Source organism: Algoriphagus kandeliae (assembly GCF_004571135.1).
In the GTDB taxonomy this organism is placed as follows: Bacteria; Bacteroidota; Bacteroidia; order Cytophagales; family Cyclobacteriaceae; genus Algoriphagus; species Algoriphagus kandeliae.
The window spans coordinates 302035-317424 of record NZ_SPSB01000002.1 but is presented as its reverse complement, the minus strand read 5'-3'; the positions used below and the strand labels follow the sequence as shown (position 1 = coordinate 317424).

At 40.5% G+C, this 15390-nt stretch carries 17 protein-coding genes; 7 read left to right on the top strand and 10 right to left on the bottom strand.

The genetic code is table 11. The features are described from left to right. The first annotated feature begins 3 nt into the window (after positions 1–3). The 4 genes from E4S40_RS05955 to E4S40_RS05940 all read left to right on the top strand — a co-directional run bounded on the left by E4S40_RS05955 (position 4) and on the right by E4S40_RS05940 (position 3190). Complete coding sequence (locus E4S40_RS05955) at positions 4–1458, top strand: pyridoxal phosphate-dependent decarboxylase family protein (RefSeq protein WP_135072180.1); 1455 nt, start codon at positions 4–6, stop codon at positions 1456–1458. A 78-nt stretch (positions 1459–1536) separates the two neighbouring features. After that, entirely contained in the window at positions 1537–2217 is a 681-nt protein-coding gene (aqpZ, locus tag E4S40_RS05950; protein ID WP_135072178.1) for an aquaporin Z, read from the top strand. Between the two features lie 20 nt (positions 2218–2237). After that, positions 2238–2693 (top strand): outer membrane insertion C- signal, encoded by a 456-nt coding sequence (locus E4S40_RS05945; RefSeq protein ID WP_135072176.1) that lies wholly within the window; start codon positions 2238–2240, stop codon positions 2691–2693. Positions 2694–2737: 44 nt separating this feature from the next. Beyond that, complete coding sequence (locus E4S40_RS05940; protein ID WP_135072174.1) at positions 2738–3190, top strand: YdeI/OmpD-associated family protein; 453 nt, start codon at positions 2738–2740, stop codon at positions 3188–3190. Between the two features lie 39 nt (positions 3191–3229). Here the strand turns inward: E4S40_RS05940 and E4S40_RS05935 are convergent, their stop codons facing one another. The 10 genes from E4S40_RS05935 to E4S40_RS05890 all read right to left on the bottom strand — a co-directional run bounded on the left by E4S40_RS05935 (position 3230) and on the right by E4S40_RS05890 (position 13267). After that, on the bottom strand, positions 3230–5632 hold the full coding sequence (locus tag E4S40_RS05935) for a TonB-dependent receptor (RefSeq protein ID WP_135072172.1): 2403 nt from the start codon (positions 5630–5632) through the stop codon (positions 3230–3232). Positions 5633–5707: 75 nt separating this feature from the next. Then, positions 5708–6424: a fatty acid desaturase gene (locus E4S40_RS05930; RefSeq protein WP_135072170.1), complete on the bottom strand. Its 717-nt coding sequence runs from the start codon at positions 6422–6424 to the stop codon at positions 5708–5710. 18 nt (positions 6425–6442) lie between these two features. Continuing rightward, positions 6443–7288: a 4-hydroxy-3-methylbut-2-enyl diphosphate reductase gene (locus E4S40_RS05925; protein ID WP_135072168.1), complete on the bottom strand. Its 846-nt coding sequence runs from the start codon at positions 7286–7288 to the stop codon at positions 6443–6445. Positions 7289–7379: 91 nt separating this feature from the next. Next, positions 7380–8090, bottom strand: coding sequence for a lycopene cyclase domain-containing protein (locus tag E4S40_RS05920; protein WP_135072166.1), 711 nt, complete (start codon positions 8088–8090; stop codon positions 7380–7382). Beyond that, positions 8090–8932 carry a phytoene/squalene synthase family protein gene (locus E4S40_RS05915; protein WP_135072164.1) on the bottom strand — a complete coding sequence of 281 codons (843 nt, stop codon included), beginning with the start codon at positions 8930–8932 and terminating at the stop codon, positions 8090–8092. The genes E4S40_RS05920 and E4S40_RS05915 overlap by 1 nt, the downstream gene beginning before the upstream one ends. Before the next feature lie 21 nt (positions 8933–8953). Beyond that, complete coding sequence (locus E4S40_RS05910; protein WP_135072162.1) at positions 8954–10438, bottom strand: phytoene desaturase family protein; 1485 nt, start codon at positions 10436–10438, stop codon at positions 8954–8956. A 4-nt stretch (positions 10439–10442) separates the two neighbouring features. Beyond that, positions 10443–10955 carry an RNA polymerase sigma factor gene (locus E4S40_RS05905; protein ID WP_135072160.1) on the bottom strand — a complete coding sequence of 171 codons (513 nt, stop codon included), beginning with the start codon at positions 10953–10955 and terminating at the stop codon, positions 10443–10445. Between the two features lie 210 nt (positions 10956–11165). After that, complete coding sequence (locus E4S40_RS05900; RefSeq protein ID WP_135072158.1) at positions 11166–12062, bottom strand: MerR family transcriptional regulator; 897 nt, start codon at positions 12060–12062, stop codon at positions 11166–11168. After that, positions 12059–12505, bottom strand: a complete 447-nt coding sequence (locus E4S40_RS05895; protein ID WP_135073077.1) for a sterol desaturase family protein — start codon at positions 12503–12505, stop codon at positions 12059–12061. Before E4S40_RS05895 ends, E4S40_RS05900 begins: the two co-directional genes overlap by 4 nt. Before the next feature lie 99 nt (positions 12506–12604). After that, a complete protein-coding gene (locus tag E4S40_RS05890; RefSeq protein ID WP_135072156.1) occupies positions 12605–13267 on the bottom strand; it encodes a carotenoid biosynthesis protein in 663 nt (220 codons plus the stop codon). Between the two features lie 100 nt (positions 13268–13367). Here E4S40_RS05890 and E4S40_RS05885 point away from each other — a divergent pair, with 100 nt between their 5' ends. The 3 genes from E4S40_RS05885 to E4S40_RS05875 all read left to right on the top strand — a co-directional run bounded on the left by E4S40_RS05885 (position 13368) and on the right by E4S40_RS05875 (position 15386). Next, positions 13368–13670, top strand: a complete 303-nt coding sequence (locus tag E4S40_RS05885) for a DUF4286 family protein (protein ID WP_135072154.1) — start codon at positions 13368–13370, stop codon at positions 13668–13670. A 3-nt stretch (positions 13671–13673) separates the two neighbouring features. Further along, the gene (locus tag E4S40_RS05880; protein WP_135072152.1) at positions 13674–14138 is read left to right on the top strand and encodes a TspO/MBR family protein; all 465 of its coding nucleotides are present in this window, start codon (positions 13674–13676) and stop codon (positions 14136–14138) included. A gap of 90 nt (positions 14139–14228) precedes the next feature. Next, positions 14229–15386: a DUF4221 family protein gene (locus E4S40_RS05875; protein ID WP_135072149.1), complete on the top strand. Its 1158-nt coding sequence runs from the start codon at positions 14229–14231 to the stop codon at positions 15384–15386. Positions 15387–15390 lie beyond the last annotated feature (4 nt).

Genomic DNA, 15390 nt, shown 5'->3' with positions numbered 1-15390 from the left:
CCTATGAACAAACCAAAAAACCAGACCCTAGACCCTCAAGATTGGGAATCCATGCGTGAACTAGGTCATCAGATGATTGATGATCTGATTGATTATTGGAAAGGAATTCGGGAAGAGAAAATCTGGAGACCAATTCCTGAGGAAATTAAACAGCGTTTGGATGATTCCATCCCAGAAACAGGAATGGACCCGGAGGCTGTTTATGAAGAATTCAAGAAAACCATTTTTCCCTATAACAAAGGAAATGTACATCCCCGGTTCTTTGCTTGGATTCAAGGAACAGGTACTCCAATGGGAACCTTTGCAGACTTATTGGCTTCTGGTATGAATCCAAATACCACCATTGGGGAACACTCAGCCATGTACGTAGATCGGCAGGTAGTGAACTGGTGCAAAGAATTAATGGGCTTCCCTAGCAGTGCATCTGGAATTCTTGTAAGTGGTGGATCCATGGCAAATATTACTGCACTCACAGTAGCCCGAAATGCCTTTGGTGAGGGGAAAATTCGAGAAAAGGGGTTATTGGAAAATGGGCAGCAATTAATTCTTTATTGCTCCACCGAAACACATGCTTGTATTCAAAAGGCAGCGGAAATTTTGGGTATAGGAAGTCAGCATGTCAGAAAGATCCCGGTAAATGATGCTTATGAAATGCGTGCTGATTTGCTGCAAAAGCAGATTGAACAGGATTTGGAATTAGGATTATGTCCCTTTGCCATAGTAGGCACTGCTGGTACAGTCAATACGGGAGCAATTGACCCCTTAGATGATTTATTTAAAATTTCCCGGCAATACAATTTATGGTTTCATGTAGATGGAGCCTATGGAGCTTTAGCCAAGTTGGACCCGGTATATTCAGATCGTTTAAAGGCTATCGAAGAAGCAGATAGCTTAGCTTTTGACCTGCATAAATGGATGTATGTTCCCTATGAAGTTGGCTGCACGTTGATCCGTGATGCCAAAAAGCACCGAGACGCATTTGCGAATACACCTAATTATTTGCTACAGGAAAGTAGAGGACTTTCTGGCGGATTGGATTCCATCAATCACTATGGATTTGAACTTTCGAGAGGTTTTAAAGCACTCAAGATTTGGATGTCTCTCAAGGAACATGGTCGGGAAAAATATGCACAAATGATTGCTCAGAACAACCGACAGGCAGAATACTTGACTCAACTGGTTTTAGAAAACCCTCAGCTGGAATTGATGGCACCCACCTCTATGAGTATCACCTGTTTCCGAATGTCTCCTCCAAATTTTTCAGAGGAACAAATTCGAGACCTAAACCAGGAAATATTAGTACGGCTTCAAGAAGAAGGAATCGCTTCTCCAAGTTCCACCATTTTGAATGGAAAGTATACGATTCGAATTGCCAACGTAAATCAACGCAGCCAATTTGAAGATATGGATTTATTAGTAAGAGAAGTCATTAGAATAGGGAAAGAAATTATTGGTTGAGTTAAATTTTTTAATAAAAAAAGGAGAAATCAATAATTAAAAATTTTTATTTTTATATAAATCAAAAAACAATTTTTTATGAAAAAGCTTTTCGCAGAATTTATTGGAACCTTATGGCTAGTCCTTGGAGGTTGTGGAAGTGCCGTTTTAGCGGCAGGTTTTCCTGAATTAGGAATTGGATTCGTTGGAGTTTCTTTTGCATTTGGTCTTACCGTAGTGACTATGGCTTATGCCATCGGCCACATTTCAGGTTGCCATTTGAATCCTGCTGTTTCTGTAGGTCTTTGGATAGGAGGCCGTTTTGATCGCAAAGATTTGGTTCCTTATATCATTGCCCAAGTTTTAGGCGGACTTGCAGGAGCTGGAATTCTTTATCTGATTGCAACCGGAAAAGCAGGAGTAGATATAGGAGGATTTGCCTCCAATGGATATGGAGAAGCATCACCAGGAGGATATTCCATGATGGCGGCCTTGGTTACTGAAACCGTAATGACATTTTTCTTTTTAATGGTTATATTAGGATCAACTGATTCCAAAGCACCTGCAGGTTTTGCAGGATTAGCAATTGGATTAGCTTTAGTTTTGATTCATTTAATTAGCATTCCCGTAACGAATACCTCAGTGAATCCAGCAAGAAGTACCTCTCAAGCCTTATTTGCAGGAGGAATTTATCTACAGCAACTATGGCTTTTTTGGATAGCGCCCATAATTGGTGCGATTTTGGCCGGGATTACTTATAAATACATTTCAAAGGAATAAATCCACTAATCAATTATTACATGAAAAAACTTCAATTACTATCCATTTTCTTCTTTCTGACTCTTTTTGTCAGCGTTGAAGCTTACTCTCAAGAAGTAGGTATTCGATTCGGTAGTTTCTCCGGAAATAATGTTGCGGTCGATGGAGTATTTGCATTAGGTGAATTCTCAAGAATTCATGCAGATGTCAGTTTTGGTGGCGGAGGCGTTGGAATTGATGCGCTTTGGAATCCTATCTTCAAACCTGTAGGAAGCAGCGATTTCAACTGGTATGCAGGTTTTGGTCCATCTCTATTCCTAGGTGATCCATTCACCTTGGGTGCCGCTGGTGAAATCGGTATAGAATACGCTTTCGCAGATGTGCCGATCACGATAGGTGCTGATTACCGACCGGTTTTTGTGATCGTAGAAAATACCCGCTTTGTTGGAGATGGATTTGGTTTCAACGTTCGTTGGCGATTTGGGCCAAATGATTAATTCATGCAATAGTTAACAGCAGGGTCAAAAGCCCTGCTTTTTTTATGAAAAAGATTTTTGAAGGGATAATCTATCTGGAGAAATTCTCAGGAAAAGGAGGATGGACTTATGCTCGGATTCCTCTGACTTTTGAAAAGAAAGGCCATTATTTTGGGATGCGACAAGTTTCGGGAAAAGTTGATGATTTTACCTTTGACAAGAAACAATTGATGCCCCTAGGAGATGGTGCTTTGTTTTTACCCATCTCAAAAGACATCCGAAAAGTGATCAAAAAAGAGGTTGGAGATCCTATCAATTTACTTTTGGAAGTACCGGATACTCCTACTGAGGCTCCTGAAGAATTGATCGACTGCCTCAAAGATTACCCGGGGAAATTCGAGGCATTTTTGGCTTTGGAAGAAAAGGAAAAATCTGAATGGATGGAGTTTATTTATGCAGCAAAATCAGAAAATGAAAAAGCCGAAAGAATCATTCGTCTTTTGGACTCTCTTCTCTAAAAGAAAGCTTCCTTAAATAATGATTCTTCCGGCTAATTTTTAGAATTCTATGATAATACCAACAGTGGGTAAGATAGTCCCTGCGGTATTTTCGATCTCTTTCAATTGATAGCGACTAGGATCATTGGGATTTACCAAAATTTGACCTGAATCATTTCTTACCGGAACCAATAATGGCGCTTGAAGCGCTTCAAAATTGTAAGCATTCTGAATGTCCAAATACCAGTTCAAGTTCCAATTCTTGAAGTAGTATTTCTTATCGATTCGCAGATCCAATTGATGAAACGCAGGAAGACGTTCTGCATTTATCTGATCGAAATCCAAAATGGCCTGATTTCGCAAATCCCAATTTGCAATTAAAGAGGACTCTTCTAAGTCATAAGGAGTATAAGGCGTTCCTCCCAAATATCTCCACCTGGCACCGATCTCCCAGTTCTTGGAAAAGCGCTTCCCGGCAGTTAAACTCACAATCATCCGATTATCCCAAGAAGAAGGAATATAACCATCCGTATTTGGGTTGGTAAATTCGCTTCGTACCAAGGTCAAGGCTGCTATACCATAAAAGTCCTGGAACAATCGCTGTTGCGCCAAAAACTCAAGTCCATAGGCTCTACCCTCTGAATTTGAAACTACAGGCTCATTGCCAATCACTCCAAAATCAGCCCCCAAGTTGGCAAGAGAAATACCATTACGAATAGATGATGGGTAATTGGAATATTTCTTATAGAATCCCTCTACTGTAAAGCGCCGGTTTTTCTCAGACTTTAACAACTCAATTCCAGCGATGAATTGGGTATTTCGAATGAAGCGAACATCATTTTCTTGATTCAATAAATTTCCCTCATTATCCCGATACCCCAAAACCGTATAAGGTGGTCTTTGGTAATAAATACCGGTGTTTCCAGTCAAAAATAAATTGGGCTTCAACTGATAAGAAACAGAAAACCGCGGGCTGATCTGATTCAAAGGATTTTGAGCCGTTTCACCAAAATCTGCTCCATCTACCCGAATACCCCCAGAAAGTAATAATCGTTCACCGTCAAGGGTCCTGCTTCCAGAAATGAAGGCCCCATAAGAATTAAAATTCGAAGTGGCCTGAACATCAATTATTTCTCCCGTACTTGAAAGAGTGGCTCTGTCAAAATTGTCGATAAAGTAGCGGGAATACTCATAATTGACCCCATACTTCAAGGTATAGCCACTTCCAAAAATGGAGTTTTCGGCCCGGAATTTATTTTCAGACTCCTGAGATAGATAATCAAACAACAAATTATCCTCGTTGCTTTCATCATTATTGGAATATTTGAACGAATGATTGTTCAGCATATTTCGGCTGAGGACAAAAGTCCAAAAACCATTGTCTCGGAAGCGTTTTAACTTCAAGCCAGTGGCATAATTCCACTGTTCCTGTATCGGTAAAACATCCAGAAGGTAGAGCCGATTTTCTCGCTCTTCCTCAGTTTCATCATCTGGGATATCCTGATTCAATACGAAGTTGTCAATCGCTCCTACTCCCAAAAATGTCAATTCAGTTTTGTCATTCAGCTTGGTAGTTGTCTTGACCTGGAAATCATTGAATGTTGGCAAAAATGGCAAACCTAATAGCCTAAATAGGCCTTGCAGATACGATCTCCGAGCTGAGAGGAGATAAGTCGTATTTTCTCCAATAGGCCCTTCATTGGATAGTGTCAATTCAGAAGCTCCAACTGTCAGCTGAGTAAACATCTCATCCCTTCTTCCTTCCTTGAGCTGAATTTCAAAGAAAGAACTCAGGGAGTTCATCCTATTGGCGGGAAAGCCACCTGTGATGACATCGACATTTTTGATCAGATTCACATTGAGAATCCCGACAGGCCCCCCTGAAGAACCTTGGGTAGCAAAGTGGTTGATTACCGGTACTTCTATCTCATCAATAAAGAATTTGTTTTCGTTTGGAGCTCCTCCACGAATCAAAATATCATTACGAAAACTTGGGGTACTTGCTACTCCGGGAAGGGCTTGGATTACCCTTGAGATATCCCGGTTTCCTCCTGGATATCGCTCAATTTCATTGGTATTTAATCTTCTGACGGATAAGGGAGTTTCTTCTGATCTAGAAAACTCAGAACTAACCACTACCTCGTTCAACTCCGAGGCATCCTCCAGCAATTCAAAATCCAATTGAATGGCTTTGGCTTGGCTGATTTGAATTTCATATTTGGTGGAGGTTTTATAACCTACAAAACTCGCGCGAACATTGTAAAGTCCAGGAGGAATCCCCTGGATTTCATAATTACCATCCTCATCGGAGATCGCACCCAAATCGGTGTCCAAGACTAAAATATTGGCAAATGCTATAGGCTCATTATTGACTGGGTTGAATACCCTTCCACGGATTACACCCTGCCCAAATAGGTTCAGAGTCAGAAAAAGCAAAACAAGTGTGAGTAGCTTTGATTTCATAGTTGGTTTTTTAATTACTATGAAAATCAATTTGGCCTATGATAGTTTCAAAGAATCAAAAGATTTTGACATAAATCATCGAAAATCGGCAGTTTGTTGCTCTTTCACCTGCCAAAGTCTCCACCATGGAGTACCAGGAGAATCATGATGCTCATAATGATATCCGAAAAAATAACAGCTCAAAAATGCCCAAAGATGATTTTTTGATTGGGATTTAGAGTGGTGAACATTATCGCTTTCTCCTCGATGAGGAAGGTAAGTTCCAAAATAGAACAACTGAAGCGTAGAAAGTACAGCAGGTAGCATCCAGAAAACAATCAGGTTTTCCGTTGGAAGAAAAAGCTTGAGAATATTGAAGGTAACCGCCATCAATAATATCTGAAAAAAGGTCACATACTGCTTAATGAAGGAAAAATACCAAATAAAGAAATTACCCGAGGGATGATAGTCCGGATCTTGATCCGTTGCTACGTGGCGGTGATGCTCATGATGCTTAGGAAACAATTTCCAATAAAAATTAAAGGAGAATAAGATGGCAGCTATCCAACCTGTCACATGATTTAATCGCTTATTACTAGAAACAACTCCATGCATGGCATCATGGGCAGTGATAAACAAACCCGTGTACAAATGCATTTGAATCAGAATTCCCAAATACGTCAAGGGCGACTTCCAATCTAGGTCAATATTCAGCCAAAAAATTAGACTGATAGCCCATAGTATAATGATGGACCAACCTATAATTAGCCCCTTGGGGTCAACTTTTTTAGAGATTGTCTGAGATATTGCCATAAAACAGGCCTTCAGATTTTAAAAGGTGAGAATTCGCTCACGAACTTGCTCCATCAGCCACATAGGAGTGGAAGTTGCTCCACAAATTCCCACAGAATCATTGGGATCAAACCAAGATTCTTCGATTTGATCTGGATTGGAAACGAAGTAGGTATTCGGGTTTTTATCCTTGCAGACATTGTATAATACCTTGCCGTTGGAGGATTTGGTACCGCTGACAAAGACGATTTTATTGTATTTATCTGCAAACTCCCGAAGTTCCTTGTCACGATTGGAGACCTGTCTGCAAATGGTGTCGTTGGTATTTACCGTAATTCCATTTTCCCTCAGCACTTCATTGATTTCGTAAAATTTATCGGTACTCTTGGTTGTTTGACTGTAAAGCGTCAGGTTTTTTGGTAGGGATGGAATATCCAATTCGGAGATATCCTGAAAGACTACCGCTTTGTTGTTGGTTTGTCCCAATAATCCGATGACTTCTGCGTGACCATGCTTACCATAAATGTAGATGGTTTCATCCTTGTCAAAGGAATTTTTGATCCGGTTTTGCAATTTCAAAACGACCGGACAGGAAGCATCAATCAGGGTAAGATTATTTTGAATAGACAACTCATAGGTTGAAGGCGGCTCTCCATGAGCTCGGATAAGAACTTTTTCATTTTTGAGCTGCTTCAGCTCTTCATGATCAATAATTCTGAGACCCTTCCGGGTAAGCCGGCTCACTTCCTCATCATTATGAACAATATCTCCCAAGCAATAGAGATAGCCTTGTTCATCCAAAATCTCCTCAGCCATTTCGATGGCATAGACCACTCCGAAACAGAAGCCTGAGTGTTGGTCGATTTCTACATGGAGATTTTTCATGTGATTATTTTTTAATAATTAATGGCCACATAGAATCTCGCAATGCTATCCAAAAACATTCAAAAATTTGGCGATTGCTCGATTTCATAGGCTATAAACTTTTGACAGAATGAAATGTTTTTGCACTTCGAATTGCTTCAAAGAAACTGACATTCATCAATAACAATGTCATGGAGTAAATGCTGTCCTCAATAGGAACAGTCCAGATGCGAATGCCCAAATTTTCGGCATTGTTATAAATTACAACCGGCTCTTCTGTTATCCCTCCCGTCAATATCCCATTACATAGAAAAAACGGAATCAAATGTACTAAGTAAGCAAAGAGAAATTTGCCTAAGTATTTATCGTTAAATATCAGAAAATGAACCAATAAGGCAATACCTCCCACCAAAAAATTGACAGAAGTGTACCATTTGTCCAAATGCAAAAGCGCAAATCCAATTAGGAAAGGTACCATGATGTACACAAAAGGCTTTCCCCAATCCCGTAAAGGATCTTTCGGGAAAAAGTAGATCAGGACTTCATAAATAAATAGGCAAGCAAAAGGAATCACAAAGAAGAAAAGCCACTCCTCCACCGGAAGATTTAGAAGGTACAATCCAGAAATGTAGGTTGGATTAAATTCCCAAACTCCAATATCGGTAAACCAAACATCCCAAATCAAAAAGAAGGCTGCAGTAATCAGCATCCCGGGGAAAATCTGACCCCATTTAGAAGCATAGCGAATCCTATGCTCAAACGACTGAGCCAAAGGGTAGGAAATGGCAAATAGTAGCACGCCGAAATAGAGGTACTTTTCCATTAGCTGATGCCTAGTTTGGTGCCAAAATAGGTGCCTACCAATAAGGAAAGCTTTTTAGAATTTGGAATTCGAATACGCTGCTGGGTGATCGTTTCTGCGGGCAAGCCCTTGATCTTATCAAATAGCTTTTGGTAATACAAGTAAGCCACCTTTACACCCAGCTTGGCACCTTCCGGTAAAGCTTCTATTCCTACCAAAGCATCATCGAAGTCTTTTTGAATGTCTTTTTCGATCTCCTGTTTTACATCCCGATCAAATAATCGAAAATCTACTCCCGGAAAATACACTCGGCCTCGCTCCTCATAATCGCTTTTCAAGTCCCGTAAGAAATTAACCTTTTGAAAAGCAGATCCTAATTTACAGGCAGGCTCTTTCAATCGTTCGTATTCTGCATTATCCGCTCCACAAAATACTTTCAGACACATCAAACCAACTACTTCCGCAGACCCGTAGATATACTCATTGTAGCGGGAATCATTGTAAGTTTTGAAATCCAAGTCCATTTCCATGCTATGCAGAAATGCCTCGATGAGATCCAAATCAATTTGATATTCATTGACGATCAATTGAAAGGCATGCAAGACCGGATTTAAAGAGATTTTCTTTTCTATGGCCTCATAGGTATCCGCCTTGAAGCGCTCCAACAGACCAGCTTTATCTTGGTCATGAAACGTATCTACGATTTCGTCAGCATAGCGAACAAAACCGTAAATAGCATAAATCGGCAAATGAAACTTTTTATCCAGGGTTTTGATCCCTAGTGTAAAGCTTGTGCTATACCGCTGAGTAATCAGACGACTACATTCAAGCGTGGTTTGATCAAAAAGTTTCTTAGCATCCATTGCTATAATATACCCATTTATTTACAGATTGTTTTCTTTCATCACTTCCCGTGCCACAACTCCCCCAGAAATTAAAGAAGGAGGAACCCCAGGTCCAGGTACGGTAAGTTGACCTGTGTAATACAGGTTTTTGACATTTTTGTTCTTAAGAGAAGGCTTTAAAATTGCTGTTTGAGTCAAGGTATTAGCAAGACCGTAAGCATTTCCCTTAAAGGCATGGTAATCGGATTTGAAATCCGAATGGGCATAGGACCGCTTATAGATTATATGCGAGCGGATCTCCTGACCCGTAATCTCTTCTAAACGATCCATTATGATATTGAAATATTTTTCCCGCATCTCTTCCCCATCCTCTAAATCAGGTGCCAAAGGAATCAATAAAAACATATTTTCCTTTCCTTCCGGCGCTACAGTTGGGTCAGTCACAGAAGGCACTGAAGCATAGAACAGCGGTTTTTCCGGCCATCTAGGATTCTTGTAAATGGCATCTGCGTGAGGGCCCAGCGGTTCATCAAAAAATAAATTATGATGACGTAGGTTTTTCAGCTTTTTGTCAATTCCTAGATAGAACAATAAACTGGATGGAGCCATAACTCGCTTATCCCAGTATTCCTCCGAATAATTACTGTACTTAGGGTTGAGAAGATGCTTATCTACATGATGGTAATCTGCTCCAGCAACAACCACATCTGCATCAATTTTTTCTCCCGAAACCAAACGAACCCGTTTGGCGATCCCATTTTCGATTTCGATTTCCTCTACTTCAGCATTATAGCGGATTTCTACTCCCTTTTCTTCAGCCAAATCCACCATGCCTTTGATAATCTCATGCATGCCTTTTTTAGGATACCAAGTACCCAAGGCAATGTCTGCATAATTCATCAAGGAATACAGAGCCGGAATATTTTCCGCGGTTTCACCCAAAAACAAAACCGGGAATTCCATCAGGCGGATGATTTCTTCGGATTTAAAAAATTTCCGAACGTGCTTTGCCATGGACTGGAAAATATCCATTCGAATCATGTCCACCAATAAACCCGGGGACGTAAATTCGAATAAAGAGCGGCTTGGTTTTTCTACCAAATCGTGAATCCCTACTTCATATTTGTATTTGGCTTGGGCCAAAAACTTGTCTAATTGTTTTCCGGCACCGGGCTCCAACTGATCCAACATGGACTTAAACTCATCCAAATTGGCCGGGATATCCAGAATCCGGTCTTTCCCATAGACAACCGCATAAGAAGGATCAAGTCGAACTAGGTCGTAGTAATCAGAAGGCTTTTTACCGAATTTTCTAAAATAATCTTCAAAAACATCCGGCATCCAATACCAACTAGGTCCCATGTCAAAAACAAACCCCTGGTGCTCGAACTTACGGGCTCGTCCACCGGGGGTACTGTTTTTTTCTAAAATGGTGACTCTACAACTTTTACTAGTAGCAAGATGGGTGGCTGCCGAAAGTCCGGCAAAACCCGAACCGATAACCACCACATGTTTCTGATTCATAGGATCAATTTTTGTGTCTGTAGACTACCAATTCGTCCTTCAGTAGCTTTCTGGCAATATGAATCCTATTTTTGACAGTTCCAATGGGAATTTGAAGCTTGTCTGCGATTTCATGATACTTGAAGCCGCGGAAATGCATCATAAATGGAGTTTTGTAAACATCGTCCAGATTTTCAATGGCTAGTGTAATATCGTCCATAGCGAAATTGCCATAGGCTCCATTCTCAATTTGAGAATCACTGGAATTGATGTAATGAAGATTGTCGGTGGTATCAACAAAAGTTCCACGACGCACCATTCGCTGATAGTTGGTGATGAAGGTATTCTTCATAATTGTGTACAACCAAGCCTTCAAGTTGGTGCCCTCCGTAAATTTATCACGATTGGTGAAAGCCTTGACCATGGTATCTTGCAAAAGGTCATTGGCATCATCCATATCACGGGTCAACTTCAGCGCAAATGGCTTCAGTGTACTAGACAATTTGTTTAGTGAATAACTGAATTCTAGAGTTGTCATGGCTGTGGAGTTATTTTGTTTAACCAAAGCTACTAATGATTAAACAAAATCAAAACATTTTGTCTAATTTTTTTCTGTTTTTGTTAAACAAAACAAATCTAGCCTCCACAAAAAACAGGCAAATGGAGAATTTTGAGGGTAAACGGCAAAAAAAAGACAGTTTTTGCAAACTGTCTCTTGTTTAAGTTTTTGTTAAATTTCTTAGACTGATTACTTCTCCTGTGGTATACGTTCTATTTCTTCCAACAAATCCTTTACATCCCGGATGTAATTCAGTTGTTCCACATTGGAAGGCAGCTTCAAGTCTTGGCCAATCACCTGATAGCCAGAAATTAAAATTTTGGCGTCCTTGAATCGCTCAGCCAAAGCATTAATATATTCCTGTACGTATTCAGCGCTCGGTGAAGTAGTCACCACAGTCATCAAATATTCAGGCTGGTGTAATTTATATACAGCCAAAAGATCATCATTTGGGGTACTTTGTCCCAAATAGATCACTTTATGCCCCTTACTTTTGATCAAGTAAGTCGCAAAAAGGATCGCAATTTCGTGGAGTTCGCCTTCTGGAAGAAACAAAAGGAACTTCTTGCCTCCTCCATTAGTCAGCTGTCCGTCGATAGCTACAATTAGTTTTTGTCGAACCAAATTGGAGATAAAATGCTCCTGTGCCGGATTAATCGCCCCGGTTTGCCACAAGACCCCAATTTTAGACATAAATGGATAAATGATGTTGAGCATGGTCTGCTCAAAACCTAATTTGAGAATATTGGAGGAAAGGATTTTATCAAATCGCTCTTCATCCATTTCGATCATGCAAAGCGTCAAGGCATGAATCTGATCATCATGCGTAAGCGACCGTTCGGTAAGCTTCATGACCTCTTCCCGAATCTCCCGCTCGTCCATGGAGGCGATTTTACTGATCTTAAATCCGTTGTCATTTAACAAGGCAACATTCAAAATCAGCTTCAAGTCGGCGTCATCATAATACCGAATATTGGTATCTGTTCGCTTGGGGCTAAGCAAATTATATCGCTGCTCCCAAATCCGAAGCGTATGGGCTTTGATTCCAGAAAGCTGCTCTAGGTCCTTTATCGAATACGTGCTCACTTTTCTTCGTTTTTAAAGAATTCTTTTGGAACAATAAAGAGGCCAAATGAAACAGCGTCCTCTTTCTTATTAGTTCGGTGATGTGCTTGATGCGCCCGAAATATTCCTTTTAAAAAGGAGTTTTTTGGTCGATCAAACCATTTTAATCTTCGATGAACTAACACATCATGCAGAAAGAAATAGGAAATTCCGTAAACGCTAATCCCTATTCCTATCCAGAAGCGATAGTCAAATCCATCCATTCCCAAGAAAATCAATAGTACCGCAACACTACCAAATCCCAGGGAAAACAAGTCGTTCAACTCAAAAAACGATTTTGATGGTTGGTGATGAGTTTTGTGAATCATCCACAAAGGCCCATGCATAAGGTACTTGTGGATGAACCATCCAGCAAGCTCCATGAGAAGAAATCCCAAGAATGTAAACCCGATAGCTTCAAACATCATTTAGATAACCGATAGAGTTTTCCTTTTGTTATAATCCAACAAGCTGTAAGACTGTTTAAAATATGGATAAGAAAATTTCATGATTTTACTCAGCAATTACAATACCGTGAAATTCAACAGCGTGAAAAATGCAACAAGTGTCAATAGCAGCAATAGCGCCACAGGGTTGTATTTTTCAAAATTCGCTTTCCGGAAAATAAGGTGAATGAGGAAAGAAACCCCAAACCAACCGATGTAATTTCCAACTGGAATAATATCAAATTTCCAATACCAGAAATCTAAGGCCACCGCTACAGGTTCCATGATATAATCTAAGGCAGTCATGGCAAAAGCTCCCAAAAATGCCGCATAATAATCATTGGGTACCTTGTGAAAAACAGATCCGGTCAAGTAAGCTAGAATAAACCAATTGACTCCGATAATTACGGGGACCTCCCACAGTTTAGGGCCTAAAGTCGGACCATAGACATAATCTCCAAATAGGTATCCAGTATGAATTCCAATTAATTCGGCTCCAAATCCTATCCAAAAGGCCGCTGCCGCGAAAATGGGAAAAGCATCTGTCCAACCCCGATGAAATAACAAAATGATCACCAAAGTAGTCAGCAACTGAACCGGCGTCAAAGACAAAAACCAATCTTGGTACTCCGGAATACTTAGCCCCACTAGCCCCACCACATGGAGAACCAAAATGACAATCTTGGCGATAGTTAATCGTAGTTGGTAGGAGCTACCTCGCTCGGGTACTACTTTGTGCATGGCAGTGCTTGGATTGGGGAAATTCTATTTTCAGTTCGGGATTCCTAACTTTGCAAAACGTAATTTGTTGACAAAGGAAAGTAAATAATCGAAAAAAAGGATGATTCTATATAATGTAACCATCAACGTATCCCCTGAAATCGAGTCGGATTTCATTCAATGGATGCGGGAAACGCATATTCCGGAGGTCATGGCGACAGGACTTTTTTCTGAGCATAAGTTCCTCCGCCTTCTTCATGAAGCCGATGATGGTAGCACCAATTATGCTGTGCAGTTCTTCACGGAGAGCCTCAAGCATATGGAAGATTATGAAAAAAACTTTGCTCCGGCACTTCGGGCCAAAACCCTGGAACGCTATCAGGACAAAGCCCTTGCCTTCCGAACTTTACTCGAAATCCTCTAAGCTATGCCCAATTGGCTCAAATTGATTATTAGTCTAGCGCTTCCCCAAATAGTGGGAGGAACCGGCGCCTACTTTACCATTACCTCCATCGGAAGCTGGTACCAAACTATCAACAAGCCTAGCTTCAATCCACCCAATTGGCTTTTCGGTCCGGTATGGACTACACTTTATATTTTAATGGGGATTGCCTGTTATCTGATTTGGAAAAGTGATCATCCACAAAAGAAAAGTCTTTTGACCCTTTATTTCGTACAACTTGCCTTAAATGGCATTTGGTCTCCCGCTTTCTTTGGAATGGAATCCCCGCCTTTGGGTCTGATAATCATTCTACCTCTATTGGTATTGATAATTTTTTGTGTGAAAAAATTCCGCGTGATTTCCCCTTGGGCTTCTGGCCTGATGATTCCCTATTTGCTTTGGGTCAGCTTTGCGAGCGTACTCAATTTCTCGATTTGGTGGCTGAATTAAAGAATTTGCAGGGATTTAACGAGTTTAACAATATTTCACTAGTCTTTTAGCCGTATATATTTAGTTTTATGGAAAATTTTACGGCTTTACATGAAAAAGTACATTTCCCTCTTATCTATTTCCTTGCTTTTTGCCTGTAGCAATGCCAATCAAGAGGGCGAAAATCAATCAGATTCTTCAAAACCTTATTCCGAAAACCAACTCGAAAATCTCCAAATCTCTTTAGACACAGTCAGAGTAGACGTAGGCGATGAGATAATTAATGCAACAGCCTATTATGGGTTTGGACTAAGTGAGGATAATAAAACTATCTACTTTGCGGATGGCATGAATACAGAGGTTCATGCCTACAATTTACCAGAACTGAAGCTGGAGCGCCGTATTGCTTTTGAAAAAGACGGTCCCAATCAAGCCCCGAGTTTTATCAACTTTTTCCAAGTTCTTCCCAACGGGGAATTCCTGCTAGCCAGTTATAATATTCAAGCGGTCTTCAATGATCAGGCTGAAAAAGTTTTAAATATCAAAGCCCTGCCTGAAGAATATGATGGATTGGATGAGTCATTGAGCAGTTTGTATGGTTTTATCCATGTAAGCCCTGATAAAAAGCTTGCGATCTCCCGACCCATAGAATACAGGGATGCTTCCGTCGGCCTCGCTATGATGGATATTGAAAACAAAACGGGCCAAATGCTTCCCCTGCCAGAATTGGAAATTACCAAGAAATTCAGGTCTTCTTTTTCCCAAGGTGGTGGCACCACAACCATGGGAGATAATGTGACTATTCAGGAAGTTCGGAATCAGCTTGTCATATATTCTGCCAGTACAGCCGACATCTATATATATGACTGGAATAGTAAAGAATTGAAATTGATCGAATTTGAACATCAATTGGTCCCTAATCAAAAAAGCGGCGACTTCCCAAGCGAGGCTGGAACGCGAGAGGAATTGATGGAAATCGCTCAAGAAATTCGTTCGCAGGTCTCTTTCATGGGCTTTCTCTGGGATGAAAGCCGGCAGCAATATTTCCGTTTTGCCGTCAAACAAAATGGATTTTTAGAGTCGGGAGAACCTAAGAAGGCAGATTGGTATCTCTTTTCATACGATGAAAATTTTAATCTCCTCGGAGAAACCAAACTCGATCAACTCAATAATTTCTTCTACCAAAGCTTTTTCTACGATGGTAAAATCTACAATTATCTCCCTGTGGAAGAAGACCCAGGATTTGTAATCATGACTTTAAACTTTTAACCCC

Excerpts from the sequence above, each read along its gene's own strand:
- E4S40_RS05935 (WP_135072172.1), bottom strand. The coding sequence starts at position 5,632 with ATGAAATCAAAGCTACTCACACTTGTTTTGCTTTTTCTGACTCTGAAC.
- E4S40_RS05905 (WP_135072160.1), bottom strand. The coding sequence starts at position 10,955 with ATGACAACTCTAGAATTCAGTTATTCACTAAACAAATTGTCTAGTACA.
- E4S40_RS05920 (WP_135072166.1), bottom strand. The coding sequence starts at position 8,090 with ATGGAAAAGTACCTCTATTTCGGCGTGCTACTATTTGCCATTTCCTAC.
- E4S40_RS05875 (WP_135072149.1), top strand. The coding sequence starts at position 14,229 with ATGAAAAAGTACATTTCCCTCTTATCTATTTCCTTGCTTTTTGCCTGT.
- E4S40_RS05915 (WP_135072164.1), bottom strand. The coding sequence starts at position 8,932 with ATGGATGCTAAGAAACTTTTTGATCAAACCACGCTTGAATGTAGTCGT.
- E4S40_RS05895 (WP_135073077.1), bottom strand. The coding sequence starts at position 12,505 with ATGTTTGAAGCTATCGGGTTTACATTCTTGGGATTTCTTCTCATGGAG.
- E4S40_RS05955 (WP_135072180.1), top strand. The coding sequence starts at position 4 with ATGAACAAACCAAAAAACCAGACCCTAGACCCTCAAGATTGGGAATCC.
- E4S40_RS05880 (WP_135072152.1), top strand. The coding sequence starts at position 13,674 with ATGCCCAATTGGCTCAAATTGATTATTAGTCTAGCGCTTCCCCAAATA.
- E4S40_RS05885 (WP_135072154.1), top strand. The coding sequence starts at position 13,368 with ATGATTCTATATAATGTAACCATCAACGTATCCCCTGAAATCGAGTCG.
- E4S40_RS05930 (WP_135072170.1), bottom strand. The coding sequence starts at position 6,424 with ATGGCAATATCTCAGACAATCTCTAAAAAAGTTGACCCCAAGGGGCTA.
- E4S40_RS05940 (WP_135072174.1), top strand. The coding sequence starts at position 2,738 with ATGAAAAAGATTTTTGAAGGGATAATCTATCTGGAGAAATTCTCAGGA.
- E4S40_RS05925 (WP_135072168.1), bottom strand. The coding sequence starts at position 7,288 with ATGAAAAATCTCCATGTAGAAATCGACCAACACTCAGGCTTCTGTTTC.
- aqpZ (WP_135072178.1), top strand. The coding sequence starts at position 1,537 with ATGAAAAAGCTTTTCGCAGAATTTATTGGAACCTTATGGCTAGTCCTT.
- E4S40_RS05945 (WP_135072176.1), top strand. The coding sequence starts at position 2,238 with ATGAAAAAACTTCAATTACTATCCATTTTCTTCTTTCTGACTCTTTTT.
- E4S40_RS05910 (WP_135072162.1), bottom strand. The coding sequence starts at position 10,438 with ATGAATCAGAAACATGTGGTGGTTATCGGTTCGGGTTTTGCCGGACTT.
- E4S40_RS05890 (WP_135072156.1), bottom strand. The coding sequence starts at position 13,267 with ATGCACAAAGTAGTACCCGAGCGAGGTAGCTCCTACCAACTACGATTA.